This window comes from Ensifer sp. VA4, assembly GCF_055710065.1.
The window spans coordinates 276,263-291,526 of sequence record NZ_JBVQPO010000010.1 but is presented as its reverse complement, the minus strand read 5'-3'; the positions used below and the strand labels follow the sequence as shown (position 1 = coordinate 291,526).

Here is a 15,264-nt window from a genome sequence, read left to right as displayed (position 1 = left end):
TGACTGGCGGAGCAATCCGACTTATTGATAAAATCATCTGATGACTTGATGAGCAGATGATGCAGCCGATCAATCGTACCAATCTCGCCGAGAGCGCGGCCGAAAGCCTGCGTGCGGAAATCCTCAGCGGCCGCTGGGCGGTCGGGGAGCGTATTCCCAACGAAACGGCGCTCACCGAGTTGCTCGCCGTCAGCCGAGGCACGGTGCGCGAAGCCGTACGGGTCCTGATCTCGAAGGGCCTGCTCGACGCCCGCCAGGGCTCCGGCACCTATGTCCGTTCGACCGTCGACGCCTCCGGCGCTCTCGACCGGGTCAAGCGCACGAGCCTGCGCGATCAATGGGAAGCGCGCGCGGCACTCGACGTCGAGGCCGCCCGGCTGGCGGCACTGCGCCGCACGCCTGAAGACCTCGAGCGCCTGTTCAAGCTGCTTAGGGCGCGCGGCACGGTGGCCGACGGCGGACGTGAAGCTTTCAGCCAACGCGACATCGCCTTCCACCGATCGATCGTCGAGGCATCGGGCAATCGCGCCATCATCGAACTCTACGATTTCTTCACCTCCGCCATCCTCGAGACGATCCACTCGACGCTCAATGGCGACCTGCCAGAACCTGACGACCGGGCGCATGCGGCGATCGTCGAGGCCATCGCGACCGGCAATCCGGACGAGGCCGCAGCCTCGGTCCGGGCGTTCATGGCCCCGGTCCTCGCTGAACTTGATCGGCTTCTTACCCAATGAACCAGACTTTTCGTACTCCCCACACGGCCGAGACCGCCGAGCGGCTGGACCTCGAAGACCAGCTTATCGATGCCGAGGCCGACAGCCTGCCGGCGCCGCAGCCACCCGTCCTGAGCCGCAGCGCCCGTATCCTTCTGGGCGTGAGCCTCGTCCTGATCGCCTTCAACCTGCGGCCGCTGTTTTCCAGCCTCTCGGTGCTGCTGCCCGAGGTCATGCAGACGACCGGCCTGTCCACCGCCGGCGCCAGCGTGCTCACCACCCTGCCGGTGGTCTGCCTCGGCATCTTCGCGCCGCTTGCGCCGAAACTCGCGCAACGTTTCGGCGCCGAACGCACTCTTCTTGGCGTGCTGCTGCTGCTGACGCTCGGCACGGGCCTGCGCGGCATCCAGTCGGTGCCACTGCTATTCCTCGCAACCTTTGCCGCCGGTGCGGCGATCGCGATCGGCAACGTCCTGCTTCCCGGTCTCGTCAAGCGTGACTTTGCCGACCGGGCCGCGATGATGACGGGTCTCTACACGATGGCGCTCTGCGCCGGCGCGGCGAGTGCCGCCGGTCTCACTTTGTCGATCGAGCATCATGTCGTCAGCTCCTGGTCCGGCGCGCTCGCGGCCTGGGCGGTGCCGGCGCTCATCGTGGTGATGATCTGGGCGCCGCAGGCGCTGCGCGGCAAGGCGCAGGCCCGCCACAGCGGCTTCCGCGTCGTCGGCCTCTGGCGCGACGGGCTCGCCTGGCAAGTGACCCTTTTCATGGGACTGCAATCGGCCCTCGCCTATTGCGTCTTCGGCTGGATGGCGCCGATCCTCCGCGAGCGCGGCCTCGATGCCGCCACCGCCGGTGCGGTCGTTTCGGCCTCGATCATGATGCAGGTCGTCACCTGCCTGCTCGTTCCTTCCTTTGCCGTCAGGCGTCGAGACCAGCGTGCCGTCTGTGTTGCGCTCGTGGGCGCGGCCGTCTTTGCGCTCATCGGCATCCTCTTTGCGCCGATATCGACGGTTCTCATCTGGGCCGTGCTGCAGGGCATCGGACAGGGCGGCCTGATCGCCGCGGCGATGACCCTCATCGTGCTCCGCTCGCCCGATTCCCATGTCGCCGCCCACCTCTCCGGCATGGCCCAGGGCGTCGGCTACGTGCTTGCCGCCATCGGCCCGCTGCTCGTCGGTTTCATCCGCGGCTGGACCGGCAGCTTCGCCGCCAGCTCCGTTCTCTTCATCGCCCTCGGCACCGGTGTGGCGATCATGGGGATGGGCGCAGGCCGGGCGCTCCATGTCGGCGCCCGGACTGTCCGGATTGACGATCGTTAAAGCAGACCAGGCCTCTCGGGGCAGGCATCGATCGGATCGGGCTCCATTTCTTAGGTGGGGCCCATTCTGTCGATCTCCGCGGCTGCATCACGCCGCCGCAGCAACCGCCTGCTGATAGCGCGGTGCAGGCCTGAACGTCAGCGCGATCAGGAATGCCCCGAGGCCGATACCCCAGGAGCCGACATAGAGCCAGGTGTAGCTTGCCAGCGCATCGTAGATCATGCCGCCGGCAATCGGTCCCGTCGCCATCCCCAGGCTGCCGGCCATGGCCGTTCCACCGATGACGGTTCCCATCATCCGCAAGGGGAAATTCTCGCGGGCAAGCACGGCATAAAGCGGCATGACGCCGGCATAGATGAAGCCGAACAGGGCCGCGACGGCATAGAAAGAGCCAAGCCCCGCCGCAAAGACATAGGCCAGCGCCCCGAAGGCCTGGGCGAGCAACCCGAGAACCAGGACGCGCTTTGCCCCGAAGCGGTCGCCGAGCAGACCGAACACCACGCGCCCGCCCATGCCGGCCAGTCCCTCGACGCTATAGATCGACACGGCCGCCATCACCGGAATGCCGCATGTGACGGCATAGCTCACCGTATGGAAGATCGGGCCCGAATGGGTGGCGCAGCAGAAGAAATTCGTCAGCAGCAGGATGATGAAGAGTGGCGATTTCAGCACCTGGCTCGTCGTCATCGACGAATGCGCCTCGTCCTCCGGAGATACCGCGGCAGCGCCCGCTGCGAATGCCGGCGGCTGGCGAACGAGAAGCGACACCGGGATCATCACGACGGCGACGACGACCGCGATGATCTGCAGTGCGGTTCTCCAGTCGTAGCCTGAAACCAGCCAGGCCGCGAAGGGCGACATCGTCATCGGCGCCATACCCATGCCGGCCGAAACGAGCGAGACCGCGAGGCTCCGGTGCGTGTCGAACCAGCCGGTGACGCAGGCCATCATCGGCGCGAAAATCGCCGCCGCTGCCGTGCCGACGACGACCCCGAAGACGATCTGGAAGACGATGAGGGACGTTGCCCAGCTTGCTGCCATCAGGCTGACGGCCAGCAGCACCGAGCCGATGAGCACGATCGGCCGTGCGCCCCAACGATCGGAGAGGCTGCCCCAGGCAATGCTGGCGAAGGCCATCGCCAGGAAGCCGATGGTCATCGCACTGGAGACTCCGGTGACAGACCAGCCGGTATCACGCGAGATCGGCAGCAGGAAAACCGGAAGCGAGAACATGGCGCCGATCGCCAAGCAGCCAAGCAGACCACCGGCCGCCACGATAACCCAACGATAATGCGAATTGGTCATTGCAAATCTCCCTGACGGCGCCCCACTGTCGGCCGCGCCGATAACGTGCAAACTGATCGCGCAGCAGGTTGGAAGTGCAGAGCACCACCTCTTGCTCGTTGCTTTAAGACGCTGGTGCCAACCGAAATCCGACACCGTATTTTGCAGAATTTTATAATTATTGCAGGTTCGCCGGGCGTCTTCCCAGCCACGCCTGCAACCGGTCTGGATCCAGGCACTTGATCGTGCCGTGAAGGTCCTCACTGTTGTCCCGTGCCGTTCGAGCAATAGATAGAGGCCGGAGCACAAGTTGGGGGAGTGACAAGTGTGACGGGATTTCCATGGATTCGCTGATTACCGCGGCAGGCCGGGCTCTGGCGGCCGGCGATCTGCTCGGTGCGTTGAAGCGGGTCGCCTTGCGGGACGACCCTCCGGCCCTGGCGCTTCGCGGTATCGCCATGGCTCAGCTCGGAGAGCTCGGCCGCGCCAAGACCCTTTTGAAAGCGGCGGCGCGCGGCTTCGGCCCGAAGGAGGCCGTGGCCCGGGCGCGGTGCGTGGTTGCCGAAGCGGAAATCGCCATCGTCTCGCGCGATCTCTCCTGGCCGATGAAGGCGCTCGACGCCGCCCGCGCCACGCTCGAAGCCCACGGCGACCACCTCAATGCCGCACACGCTCGAAATCTCGGCGCCCGGCGCCTATTGCTTCTCGGCCGTCTCGACGAGGCCGAACACATGCTTGCCAAAGTCGATCCGGGCCGGCTGACACCGCCAGCAAAAGCCACACACGAACTCGTGGTTGCCGGCATCGCCGTTCGCCGATTGCAGACGGCCGCCGCGGCCAGCGCCTTCGCCCGGGCAACCGAAGCGGCGCGAGCAAGCGGCATGCCGGCTCTGGGCGCGGAAGTCGAAGGCGCGGCCCTTGTCCTGAAGACACCTGCGGCCCGGCTTCTGTCCAGGGGAGACGAGCGCCTGCTGCGGCTCGCCGATGTCGAAGCCCTGCTCAATTCCGGCGTGCTGGTGGTCGATGCGTGCCGGAACATCGTCCGGCGCGAAGCCTCCGCCGTTTCACTTGCAACGCGGCCGGTGCTCTTCGCGCTGGCGCGCGCACTTGGAGAGGCGTGGCCGGCCGATTTGTCGCGGCGCCCCTTGCTCGCCCGTGCGTTCGGCGCGAAACATGTCGACGAATCCCACCGGGCAAGGCTGAGGGTCGAGATCGGCCGACTGCGCGAAGAACTCCGCGCCTTCGCGGACATCATCGCGACCCAGGACGGCTTCCGGCTGGTTCCGCAGGGCGAGCACACGGTCGTCGTGCTCGCGCCGCCAGTCGATGAACGCCATGCGGCGGTGCTGGCGCTGCTTGGCGACGGCGAGGCGTGGGCAAGTTCAGCTCTCGCCATTGCACTCGCCGCCAGCCCGCGTACCGTGCAACGGGCGCTCGACGAGCTTTCCTCAGAGGGAAAGGTGCTGCCGGTCGGTCGCGGGCGGGCGCGACGCTGGGTGATCCCGCCGGTACCGACATTCCCGACAGTCTTGTTACTCCCCGGTCCACTGCCAAGCGATTAGGATTGAAACCATGAAACGATCCGAAGCCGAAATCCTCCGCGAATATGGCCCCTTCCCCGGGGCTGACCACGTCCATGGCGTCACTTTCGACGGCCGGAACATCTGGTTTGCCTCCGGCGACAAGATCAATGCACTCGACCCGGAAAGCGGCAGCACCGTGCGCTCGATCGACGTCGCCGCGCATGCCGGTACGGCCTTTGACGGCAAGCACCTGTTCCAGATCGCCGAGGACCGCATCCAGAAGATCGATCCCGATAGCGGCCGCGTGCTGGCGACGATCCCGGCACCGGGCGGCGGCGGGGACTCCGGCCTTGCCTGGGCCGAAGGGACGCTTTGGGTGGGGCAGCATCGGGGCCGGAGAATCCATCAGATCGATCCCGAGACCGGCGCAATCCTGCGCACCATAGAGTCCAAGCGCGTCGTGACCGGCGTCACCTGGATCGATGGAGACCTGTGGCACGGCACCTGGGAAGGCGACGACAGCGACTTGAGGCGCATCGACCCTGAAACGGGGTCGGTGCTCGAGCGGATCGTAATGCCATCGGGCACCGGTGTCTCGGGGCTGGAGTCCGACGGCGGCGATCGCTTCTTCTGCGGCGGCGGTGGAAGCGGAACGATCCGGGCCGTTCGCCGGCCGAAGCGGTCCCGCTGATCCTCCAGCAGTCTCAACGGTTCGACAGAGCCTGGGCCGGGCTGCGCCTTGCGCGGAGCTTCGCTGTCAGCGCCGCCACCGCAAGCACGGCGCCGAGCAGGCTGACGCCCGGCCACGCGCCACAGCTCCAGGCGGCGAAGGACAGGGCGGAACCGGCCGCTCCTCCGAGAAACATGCTGGTCATGAAGACCGTGTTGATACGGCTGCGCGCCGCAGGTTCCAGCGCATAGATGATGTGCTGGTTGGCAATCAAGGCGACCTGGATACCGACATCGAGCACGATGACGCCGGCCACCAGTCCGGCAAGCGAGGTCCACGTTCCGAGTAGAGCCCAGGCGGCGAGCGTCAAGACGGCGCCGAACCAGACGACGGACCGCGCACCTCTTCGATCTGCCATTCTGCCGGCGAGTGGTGCCGCAAAGACGCCGACCGCGCCGACAATACCGAACAGACCGGCAGTATCCGCGCCCAGATTGAAACGCGGCGTCGCAAGATAAAGGGCAAGCACGGTCCAGAACGCCGTAAAGGATGCGAAAAGCGCCGCCTGCACCATCGAGGCGAGGCGCAACTCGGGTTCGCGCCGCCAAAGCGTGGCAAGCGAACCAAGCGCCTCGCGATAGGGCAAGCGCGATGCCGGACGCAGATCCGGCAAGGCCCGGATCATCAGCAACGAACCTGCGAGAGCAAGCGGGACACTCGCCCAGAACATCTCGCGCCAGCCGGCATGGGCGCCGACAAAGCCGGAAACCGTGCGGCTGAGCAGGATACCGGTCAGGACTCCAGCCATGACTGTCCCGATCGCCGCCCCGCGTTTGTCAGGCGTGGCAAGCATTGCAGCGAGCGGGACGATCTGCTGCGCGACGGTCGCGCTTGCTCCGAGCAGCACGGACGCGGCAATCAGCCATGACGGCGACGGAGCCACAGCCGCGGCTGATGCTGCTACAGCAACTGCCAGGAACTGGCCGACGATCAGTCGCCGCCGACGGACGATGTCCCCAAGCGGCAACAGAAGCAAGAGGCCGAGCGCGTAACCGAGTTGCGTCGCTGTCGGAAGGAGGCCGACGGCCGCCTCACCGGGAAACTCGGCCTCGATGAGACCCAGCAGCGGCTGATTGTAATAGATGTTTGCGACCGCGACGCTGCTGGCGACGGCCATGGCGTAGAGGCGGATTCGGCCGAGACCGGAATGCTCCATTTCGTGGGTAACCATTTCACTTGCCCTTCTCACTGGAGAGATGGGTTTGATCTATCTCTTTATCGATATGCGCTGTAGTGTTGTATTTCTTGGCACTAGTATATCGGAGATCGATATAATGAATCTCGATGAGGTCCGCGTCTTCGCCGCGGCGGCGCGCGGCGGCAGCCTCGCCGAAGCCGCGCGGCGGCTTGGCATCACGCCAATGATCGCGACCAGGCGGCTTGCCTCATTGGAGCAGGTGCTCGGCGTTCGGCTGATGCATCGCACGACCCGGTCACTGTCGCTGACGCCGGAGGGCGAGACCTTTCTGCCCTATGCCCAAGGCCTGCTCGAAACCGAACAGCAGGCGCGAACGCTCCTGAGTGGTGACGGGGATGGGGCGAGCGGTCTCCTGCGCGTCTCGGCGCCCGTTGCCTTCTCGATCAAGCTGATCGCTCCGCTGATCCCCTCGCTGCTTGATGACCATCCGGAACTCAAGATCTCACTCGACATGAGCGACACCATGCCCGACCTCGTGGCATCGGGCATCGATCTGGCGATCCGCATCGCACGACTGAAGGACAGCAACCTGATAGCCCGCAAACTCAGCGAAAACCCGCGTTCCCTCGTCGCCGCTCCATCCTATGTCGAAAAGCACGGACGGCCTCGGACCGGCAGCGATCTCATTCATCATCAATGCCTGCCCTTGCACGGCGTCAGCCATTGGACCTTTCTGAGCGCCGGGGCCGAGACACATGTCCGCTTGCAGAGCCGCTTCTCGTCGACGAGCATCGAGGGGTGTCATGCCGCCTGCCTCGCCGGTGCCGGCATCACACTGCTATCGGACTGGAACGTTGCCGACGATCTCGACGCGGGCCGGCTGGTGCGCATTCGCCTCGAAGACGCGGAGGCCGAGACTTTGGCGATCTGGGCGGTCTACCCGACGACAAAGCTCGTCGCGCCCAAGGTACGGGTCTTCATCGACCGGTTGATGCGCGCGCTTGGTGAAACCGCGAAGGCACGCGCTTGAGCAACAAAGACCCGCACCGCGATCATGGCGGTGCGGGCACCAACATTCATCCCGGCACGGTCCGCTGTCCCGAGACGCTGCGGATCATGCCAGCCTTTTAGGCCTCGATGAAGGCAAGCAGGTCAGGATTGATGACATCGGCATGGGTCGTCAGCATGCCGTGTGCATAGCCCTCGTAGACCTTGAGCGTACCGTTTTTCAGGAGCTTGACCGCAAGCCGCGCACTGTCGTCGATCGGAACGATCTGGTCGTCGTCGCCATGCATGACCAGCGTCGGCACGTCGATCGCCTTGAGGTCTTCGGTGAAATCGGTTTCGGAGAAGGCCTTGATGCCCTCGTAATGGGCCTTGGCGCTTCCCATCATGCCTTGGCGCCACCAGTTCCGGATCACACCCTCGGACGGCTCGGCGCCCGGCCGGTTGAAGCCGTAGAAAGGGCCGGTCGGAACATCGAGGAAGAACTGGGCGCGATTGGCGGCCAGTGCCGCCCGGAAGCCGTCGAACACCTCGATCGGCAGGCCGCCGGGATTGCTCTCGGTCTTGACCATGATCGGCGGCACGGCACCGACGATGATGAGCTTGGCGACCCGGCCGCCGCCGTGGCGCGCCACATAGGCGACCGCTTCACCACCGCCTGTGGAGTGGCCGATATGCACGGCGTCGCTGAGACCGAGCTTGGTGGTGAGTGCGGCCACGTCCTTGGCGTAGTGGGCAATATCGTGACCTTCGCTCACCTGTGTCGAGCGACCATGGCCGCGGCGGTCGTGGGCAATGACGCGATAGCCCTTGTTGACGAAATAGAGCATCTGCGCGTCCCAATCGTCTGCCGACAGCGGCCAGCCATGGTGAAAGACGATTGGCTGGCCCGTGCCCCAATCCTTGTAGAAGATGTCGACGCCGTCTTCAGTCCTGACGAAGCTCTCGGTCATGGGAATGGTTCCTTTGCTTGGGTTCTATTGCATGTTTTCAGGCACGTTCCGTGGCGCTGGCTTCGCGACATGGAACGCCACCCGCTTCAACCGAGATGCGGCCGGTTGATCGCGAGAAGGTGGTGAACGACCGGTGCCGCCGGTCCCTTGTGAAAGCGACGAACGTTTTCCTGGACATCGGCATCCGCCTTGGACACGCGCTTGTGCTGGCGCAGATGCTCAGCCCAGGACTCGACCATGAACCACTCCACCATGCGGCCGGTATCAGCCGCGTCCTCGGTCACGCCCCAGCCATAGGCGCCGTCGCGGCGACGCTCATGCGACAGGCGGGCAAGCGCCTTCAGGAATTCGGAACGATCCGCCTTTTCGACTGAGTATTCGATCAGCACGAGCACGGGGCCCCGGTCGTGTTCGACCGGCTCGCTGGTCAGTGGCTCCGGCCAATGGTTGGAGGGGATGAGGTCCGCCTCTCCCTTCGGCAGTTTCATGGTGTGAAAGACGCCCCCGACGCACAGAAGGCCGACGGCCGCCACTCCCAGGGTGAAGGGCACGCCGATCGCCTCGGCGATCGCGCCCCAGGCAAGGCTGCCACCGGTCATGGCACCATTGAAAACGGTAAGATAGACGGCGAGGGTACGCCCCCGCACCCAGTTTGGAAGGATGGCTTGCGCGGTGCTGTTCAGGGTCGTCAGCGCCGTAATCCAGGCGGCGCCGCAAACGAGCAGCGCCACAACCGCCACCCATTGCGCCGGCGCGAAGGAGAGCACGCCCATCACCGCGGCCGTGAATACGGCCGCAAGCAGTAGCAGCCCGTCCGCATCCATCCGGGCGCGCAGGCGCGGCATCACCAGCGCGCCGCCGATCGCACCGGCGCCGACGGCACCGAGCAGGATGCCGTAGAAGCTGGCGCCACCGCCGAGAAGCTGACGGGCGACCAGCGGCAGGAGCGCCCAAATCGCGCTCGAAAACGCGAAGAACACGGCGGCACGCAGCAGGACAACGTGCAGTTCGCGGCTGGCGCGGGCGTAACGCAACCCCGCCCGGAAGGCGCCGAAGAAGCGCTCTGCAAGAGCGTCGTCTTCCGCCGCCCCGCGCCGCCACCACAGGAGTGCCGCGATCACGAAGGCATAGCTGATGACGTCGACGCCATAGGTGACGGCGGCGCCGAACCAGGCAAGCAGCAGACCGCCGAGTGCCGGACCGATCGCGCGGGCGATGTTGATGCCGAGCGAGTTCAGCGCCACGGCGCCCTTGACGTCCTGCCTTGAGACGAGCTCGGGCACGATCGCCTGCCAGGTCGGGGCGACCAGTGCCGCGCCGATGCCGCCCACAAAGGTCAGCGCGATCAGCGAACTCACGGACTGCAATCCGGTCGCGGAGAGAAACAGCAGGCAAAGGCTTGCGGACGCGAGCAGGAACTGCACCACAATCAGGAACTTGCGTCGGTCGAGGATATCCGAGAGGACACCCGCGGGAATGGCGAGCAGGAAGATCGGCAGCGTCGCCGCCGCCTGGACCATAGAAACGGCGGCCGGCGTCGCAGAAAGGTCTGTGACCAGCCAGGAGCTGGCGACATCACGAATGAAGCTGCCGGTATTGCCGATGATCGTCGCGACCCAGAGAACCGCGAAGACCTTCTGCCGGAGCGGTGCAAACGTGCCTGCGCCCTGCTTCGCTGCCGCCGTCATCGCCCTGCCCTCCTTGCGGACGCCCGTTGGCTGAGATCGTAGCAGGCGACGAGCAGGAAGGCACCGGCGAGACCGATATGCTCGAAGAATCCGTTCGTCGCCATCGCCCGTTCCATGCCCGGCGGCAGCTCCCAGAAGCGAAACGCAAGGAAGGTGGCAGCCAGTGTGAACGCGGCAAGCGCACTGGCTGCCGCCCAGCGATAGAACCCCATGAGAATGAGGGCCGACATCAGAAGCTCGAAGATGATCACGCCGACGGCAAAGAGCGGTGCCGGATGCAGACCGAAGTGGTCCATCTCGGCAAGCGCACCCGGAAAGTCGAAGATCTTCGTGAGCGGCCCCTGGATGTAAGCCGAGCAGAGCGCCAGCAGCCCGATGAACACGACGCGGCTGCCGGCAAGGCTCGGCCGAAGGCGAGCGACGAGATGGCTTTCAAGGGAGGAAAGGCTCAGCATTTTGGTTCCTTGTCAGGCGGCCTTCAACTCAACGGGGAGCCGGACTGCCCTCATCGCGTTTGCTGTCATTCGAGATGGCGATCGGGGTCTGGGACACGCCTTTGTAGTAGGCGCCATGCTTCGACGCCGGATGGTTCACCACGACCTTCGCCCAGGGGTGCCGGACGCCGGCCGTTGGCGAGGCTGAGGCGCAAACAGGAGCAAGCGACGAGCTGATCAGGATTGAGACCGCCGCCATCGCCGCAGTCCCGACTATCGTTCGCATTTGATCCCTCCACTCTTCCTCACACGGCCCAGCACGAGCAGCCGAGCGCCCCGAAGAAGCCCTTGAGATCGGCGATCGGCAGGCGGGACGTCCAGGCGCCGGCGTGGTCGTGGCCATGGACGCCGCAATTGCTGGCGCAGCCACAGGAGCTGATCGCGGTCCGCCGGAGGGAATTCTTGCCGGCACCATCGGGCTCGCCCCAGGCGGCATAGCCGCCGAAGCTTCGCACCGGCGACCAGTCCGGCATCGCCGGCGGCAACGGGTTTTCGTCGTGGGGCGCAAAATCTCCCGCCGCATAGACGATCTTGCCGCCGACCATCGTGAGCTCCGAGGTGAGGAACGAGATCTCGTCCTCGGCGCAGTTGAAATAGTCCTTGTCCGGCACGATCAGGTCGGCGAACTGCCCCTTCTCGATGCGCCCCTTCTTGCCCTCCTCGTTGGAGAACCACTGCACCTTTTCGGTCCACATCCTCAGCGCCGTTTCGCGGTCGAGACAATTGGCGCGCGGATAGAGCTGCATGCCGCCGACGGTCTTGCCGGTGACCATCCAGGACAGCGAGACCCAGGGATTGTAGGAGGCAACGCGGGTCGCGTCGGTACCGGCGGAAACCTTGACGCCCTTTTCGAGCATCTTCGCCACCGGCGGTGTCGCTTCCGCCGCCCCATGGCCATAACGCTCGACGAAATACTCGCCCTGATAGGCCATGCGATGCTGGACGGCGATGCCGCCGCCGAGTGCGGCGATCCGGTCGATCGACCGGTCGGATATCGTCTCGGCATGGTCGAAGAACCAGTTGATGCCGGAAAGCGGGATATCCTGGTTGACCTTCTCGAAAACGTCGAGCGCGCGGGTGATCGTCTCGTCATAGGTCGCATGCAGCCGCCAGGGCCAACGGTTCTCTGCCAGGATCCGGACGACCTCTTCGAGTTCCCCCTCCATTTCCGGCGGCATGTCCGGACGCGGCTCGCGGAAGTCCTCGAAATCGGCGGCCGAGAAGACCAGCATCTCGCCGGCGCCGTTGTGACGGAAGTAGTCGTTGCCCTGCTTGTATTTGACCGAGGAGGTCCACTTCAGGAAGTCTTCCTTCTCCTGCTTCGGCTTCTGGGTAAAGAGGTTGTAGGCGAGGCGCACGGTCATCTGGCCCTCATCCGACAGCTTCTGGATGACGGCGTAGTCGTCCGGGTAGTTCTGGAAGCCGCCGCCGGCATCGATGACGCTGGTCACCCCCAGCCGGTTGAGCTCGCGCATGAAATGGCGGGTCGAGTTGAGCTGATAGTCGAAGGGCAGTTTCGGCCCCTTGGCGAGCGTCGAATAGAGGATGCCGGCATTGGGCTTTGCAAGCAGCAGACCGGTCGGGTTGCCGTTGGCGTCCCGGCTGATCTCCCCGCCCGGCGGGTTCGGCGTGTCCTTGGTGTAGCCGACCGCCCGAAGGGCTGCGGCATTGAGCAGTGCCCGGTCATAGAGATGCAGCAGAAACACCGGCGTATCCGGCGCCACCGCGTTGATCTCGTCGATGGTCGGCAGCCGCTTCTCCGCGAACTGGTGCTCCGTGAAGCCGCCGACGACGCGCACCCATTGCGGCGCCGGCGTGATCGCCACCTGCCGCTTCAGCATCGCCATTGCATCGGCGAGCGAGCGCACCCCGTCCCAGCGCAGTTCCATGTTGAAGTTCAGACCGCCGCGCACGACGTGGGTGTGGTTGTCGTTGAGGCCAGGCAGGACGCGCTTGCCCTTGAGGTCGATCTTTTTCGTGGCTGACCCGGCCAGTGCCATCACCGTCCGGTCGTCGCCGACGGCAAGAATGAGGCCGTCCTTAATCGCAATCGCGGTCGCAGCCGGGTTGGCGCGGTCGAGCGTCGTGACAAGGCCGTTGTGAAGGATCAGGTCGGGCGTCATCGAGGGGTCTCCGGTCTGTTGGGCGCCGGCGCTACGGACCGACGAAAAAAGGGCAGGCAGGGCAAGCGACGATGCCGCGCCGAGGAAGGAGCGTCGCGTCGGCATCATCCGACCCTTTCATCGTTGAGCGCCGCATCCTTCGCCTTGCCGGCGGTGGCCTGGGCGCCGCCAGGGAGGTGGCCGAACATGTGCGGCATGCACTGCAGATTGAACCAGCTGAGATTGACCGGTTCACCCGACAGGACGCGCTTGACCAGCGGGACGGATTGCTCCCCGACGAGGATGCCGAGCAGTCCGACCAGCGCGACAACGGGCGGCGCCGGCGAGCGGACGTTCAAGAGGGAATAGATGACGCCGACCAGCACCCCGGCTGCGAGCGAGAGAAGATACATCTTCATCGCCAACTCCTTCACGAATGACATTGCCGCCCCGGCGACCGCAAGCGCGGCCAGAGCGTTCACCCAGGGCGCCGCGCGTTCAGAGAAACGCGCGGCGCCCACTTTGATCAGAGCGTCCCGTCAGTGCCCTTCGGAAGCGCCGAACATCGACTTGGCGTAGATGATGCCGAGGCCATAGGCGCCGCCGAACTTCTTGGCGATGCCGGTGGTCATGTCGTAGGTCTCGATGCGTGCCCAGTCGCGCTGAAGCTCGAGCATGTATTGCAGCGAAGTCATCGGCCGCACGCCGGCCTGCACCATGCGGTCCATCGCGCGCTCATGCGCCTCGTCGGAGACGTCGCCGCAGGCGTCGGCAATGACATAAACCTCAAAACCCTGGTCGAGCGCCGACAGCGTCGGACCGACGATGCAGACGGACGTCCAGAGCCCGCACATGACGAGGCGCTTCTTGCCGATGCGGTTGACCTCTTCGATCACGGCCGCGTCTTCCCAGGTGTTCATCGAAGTGCGGTCCAAGAGCTTCTGGCCCGGGAAGGCATCGGTGATCTCGGAGAACATCGGACCGGAGAAGGTCTTCTCGGCAACGGTGGTGAGAATGGTCGAAACGCCGAATCCCGCGGCCGCATGGGCGACCAGCGCCGCATTGTTGCGCAGGAGAACCGCGTCGATCGACTTGGTCGCAAAGGACATCTGCGACTGGAAGTCGATCATGATCAGGGTGTGATCCCTGGGCGAGACGAGGAGTTTGCCGGGGGTCGCTGTCGCGGACATGGTCGTGGCCTCTTTCTGTTGAAACTCACTCCGATCGGAGAGGCTCAATTATGCCGTCGACGGCGGTCCCGTTCTTGTCGCCAAAGATGGATTTTTGAAAGTTTCGCTCGCCATGCCAGCGGCCGACAATCTGGTCCGAGCCGCTTCACCGCACAACTATACTTTTGGTAGCCCGAAAGATTACTGGCTGCGGCGCCACAGACGCGGTGTCGTCCCGACCGCCTGCACGAAGGCACGGGTAAAATGGCTCTGATCCGAAAAGCCGCAGGTGGACGCGATCTCGCTCAGCGGTGTGGAGGAGAACTGCAGCAGGTCCTTGGCCTTTTCGATCCTTTGCTGCAGCAGCCAGCGATACGGCGTGCTTCCCATGGTCTCCCGAAAGGCGCGAAGAAAAGCGGCCTGCGACAGATTGCAGGTCGAGGCCAACTCCTCCACGGTGAGCCCGCCGTCAAGACGGGCCTGCACGAGTTCGCGGATCTTTGCCTGGCAGCGCTGCGAGAGCCTACGCCCCCCCGCCAAGCTATCGCCGCGGCCGTTGCCGTACTGTCGCACCATATGCACGCCGATTGCGACCGAGAGCTGGTCGACGAACAGGGCGCTTCGATCCGTGTGGCCGTCCACCGATGCAAACAAGGCGCCGAGCATGCCGCCGAGAACGGGATCGGGAGAGCCGGAAATGGATCTGAGCTCGCTGACACCGGTAAGATCTGCCGCATCCGCAATGCGCTGCAGCGCACCGTAGCCGATTTCAAGCAGGGTAAAGTCAAAGGACCCTTTCAGATCCGCCTTGTAATCGTCGGCGAAGTTCCTGACGTAAATCGAGTTCTGGCCGAATTCCTGGATCGCCGAATGATGCTCCCCGAAGACCCGACGGCTATGGCCGCCTGAAAGCGACAGGCCAATCAGATATCCCCGTCCATTGCCGGGCGTCGTGACCCGGCCCGGCGGCCCTGCAAGCGATCGCTTGCGATAAAAGACCATGTCGCGGCCTTCGATCGTCCTGTCGTCGTCGAGTTGGTCCAGCGAGCATCCGAGGCTGTCGCGCGGCCGCGTTCCGGCCGAGGCAGCGGAGGCATTCGTCATCGTCTTCGCTCCTGTTTGTCGCGACCACCTGCCAAA

The 15,264-nt window shown here is 64.9% G+C and carries 15 protein-coding genes; 5 read left to right on the top strand and 10 right to left on the bottom strand.

The window, feature by feature from the left end; translation table 11 throughout:
- Positions 1-59: 59 nt before the first annotated feature.
- Positions 60-737, top strand: a complete 678-nt coding sequence (locus AC0C6X_RS19465; protein ID WP_173518854.1) for a FadR/GntR family transcriptional regulator — start codon at positions 60-62, stop codon at positions 735-737.
- Positions 734-2,038 carry a CynX/NimT family MFS transporter gene (locus AC0C6X_RS19460; protein WP_173518855.1) on the top strand — a complete coding sequence of 435 codons (1,305 nt, stop codon included), beginning with the start codon at positions 734-736 and terminating at the stop codon, positions 2,036-2,038. Before AC0C6X_RS19465 ends, AC0C6X_RS19460 begins: the two co-directional genes overlap by 4 nt.
- 87 nt (positions 2,039-2,125) lie before the next feature.
- Here AC0C6X_RS19460 and AC0C6X_RS19455 read toward each other — a convergent pair whose 3' ends face one another.
- The gene (locus AC0C6X_RS19455) at positions 2,126-3,343 is read right to left on the bottom strand and encodes an MFS transporter (RefSeq protein WP_173518856.1); all 1,218 of its coding nucleotides are present in this window, start codon (positions 3,341-3,343) and stop codon (positions 2,126-2,128) included.
- 320 nt (positions 3,344-3,663) lie between these two features.
- Here AC0C6X_RS19455 and AC0C6X_RS19450 point away from each other — a divergent pair, with 320 nt between their 5' ends.
- Both AC0C6X_RS19450 and AC0C6X_RS19445 read left to right on the top strand, forming a co-directional pair.
- Positions 3,664-4,884: a helix-turn-helix domain-containing protein gene (locus tag AC0C6X_RS19450; protein ID WP_472954689.1), complete on the top strand. Its 1,221-nt coding sequence runs from the start codon at positions 3,664-3,666 to the stop codon at positions 4,882-4,884.
- A gap of 10 nt (positions 4,885-4,894) precedes the next feature.
- On the top strand, positions 4,895-5,536 hold the full coding sequence (locus tag AC0C6X_RS19445) for a Vgb family protein (protein WP_173518858.1): 642 nt from the start codon (positions 4,895-4,897) through the stop codon (positions 5,534-5,536).
- A gap of 13 nt (positions 5,537-5,549) precedes the next feature.
- Here AC0C6X_RS19445 and AC0C6X_RS19440 read toward each other — a convergent pair whose 3' ends face one another.
- On the bottom strand, positions 5,550-6,746 hold the full coding sequence (locus AC0C6X_RS19440; RefSeq protein WP_247958737.1) for an MFS transporter: 1,197 nt from the start codon (positions 6,744-6,746) through the stop codon (positions 5,550-5,552).
- Between the two features lie 103 nt (positions 6,747-6,849).
- On the opposite strand from AC0C6X_RS19440, the gene AC0C6X_RS19435 reads away from it, so the two are divergent.
- Complete coding sequence (locus tag AC0C6X_RS19435) at positions 6,850-7,743, top strand: LysR family transcriptional regulator (protein WP_173518860.1); 894 nt, start codon at positions 6,850-6,852, stop codon at positions 7,741-7,743.
- A 97-nt stretch (positions 7,744-7,840) separates the two neighbouring features.
- On the opposite strand, the gene AC0C6X_RS19430 is transcribed toward AC0C6X_RS19435, so the two are convergent.
- The 8 genes from AC0C6X_RS19430 to AC0C6X_RS19395 all read right to left on the bottom strand — a co-directional run bounded on the left by AC0C6X_RS19430 (position 7,841) and on the right by AC0C6X_RS19395 (position 15,228).
- Positions 7,841-8,671, bottom strand: a complete 831-nt coding sequence (locus AC0C6X_RS19430) for an alpha/beta fold hydrolase (RefSeq protein WP_173518861.1) — start codon at positions 8,669-8,671, stop codon at positions 7,841-7,843.
- 86 nt (positions 8,672-8,757) lie between these two features.
- Positions 8,758-10,359, bottom strand: coding sequence for an MFS transporter (locus AC0C6X_RS19425; protein ID WP_173518862.1), 1,602 nt, complete (start codon positions 10,357-10,359; stop codon positions 8,758-8,760).
- Positions 10,356-10,814, bottom strand: a complete 459-nt coding sequence (locus AC0C6X_RS19420; protein WP_173518863.1) for a DoxX family protein — start codon at positions 10,812-10,814, stop codon at positions 10,356-10,358. The genes AC0C6X_RS19425 and AC0C6X_RS19420 overlap by 4 nt, the downstream gene beginning before the upstream one ends.
- Positions 10,815-10,842: 28 nt before the next feature.
- Positions 10,843-11,079: a hypothetical protein gene (locus AC0C6X_RS19415; RefSeq protein ID WP_173518864.1), complete on the bottom strand. Its 237-nt coding sequence runs from the start codon at positions 11,077-11,079 to the stop codon at positions 10,843-10,845.
- A 19-nt stretch (positions 11,080-11,098) separates the two neighbouring features.
- Positions 11,099-13,081: an amidohydrolase gene (locus tag AC0C6X_RS19410; protein ID WP_173520131.1), complete on the bottom strand. Its 1,983-nt coding sequence runs from the start codon at positions 13,079-13,081 to the stop codon at positions 11,099-11,101.
- Positions 13,081-13,374, bottom strand: coding sequence for a XapX domain-containing protein (locus AC0C6X_RS19405; RefSeq protein ID WP_173518865.1), 294 nt, complete (start codon positions 13,372-13,374; stop codon positions 13,081-13,083). The genes AC0C6X_RS19410 and AC0C6X_RS19405 overlap by 1 nt, the downstream gene beginning before the upstream one ends.
- Positions 13,375-13,494: 120 nt before the next feature.
- On the bottom strand, positions 13,495-14,145 hold the full coding sequence (locus AC0C6X_RS19400) for a hydrolase (protein ID WP_173518866.1): 651 nt from the start codon (positions 14,143-14,145) through the stop codon (positions 13,495-13,497).
- Between the two features lie 180 nt (positions 14,146-14,325).
- Positions 14,326-15,228, bottom strand: a complete 903-nt coding sequence (locus AC0C6X_RS19395; protein ID WP_173518867.1) for a helix-turn-helix domain-containing protein — start codon at positions 15,226-15,228, stop codon at positions 14,326-14,328.
- Positions 15,229-15,264: the final 36 nt, after the last annotated feature.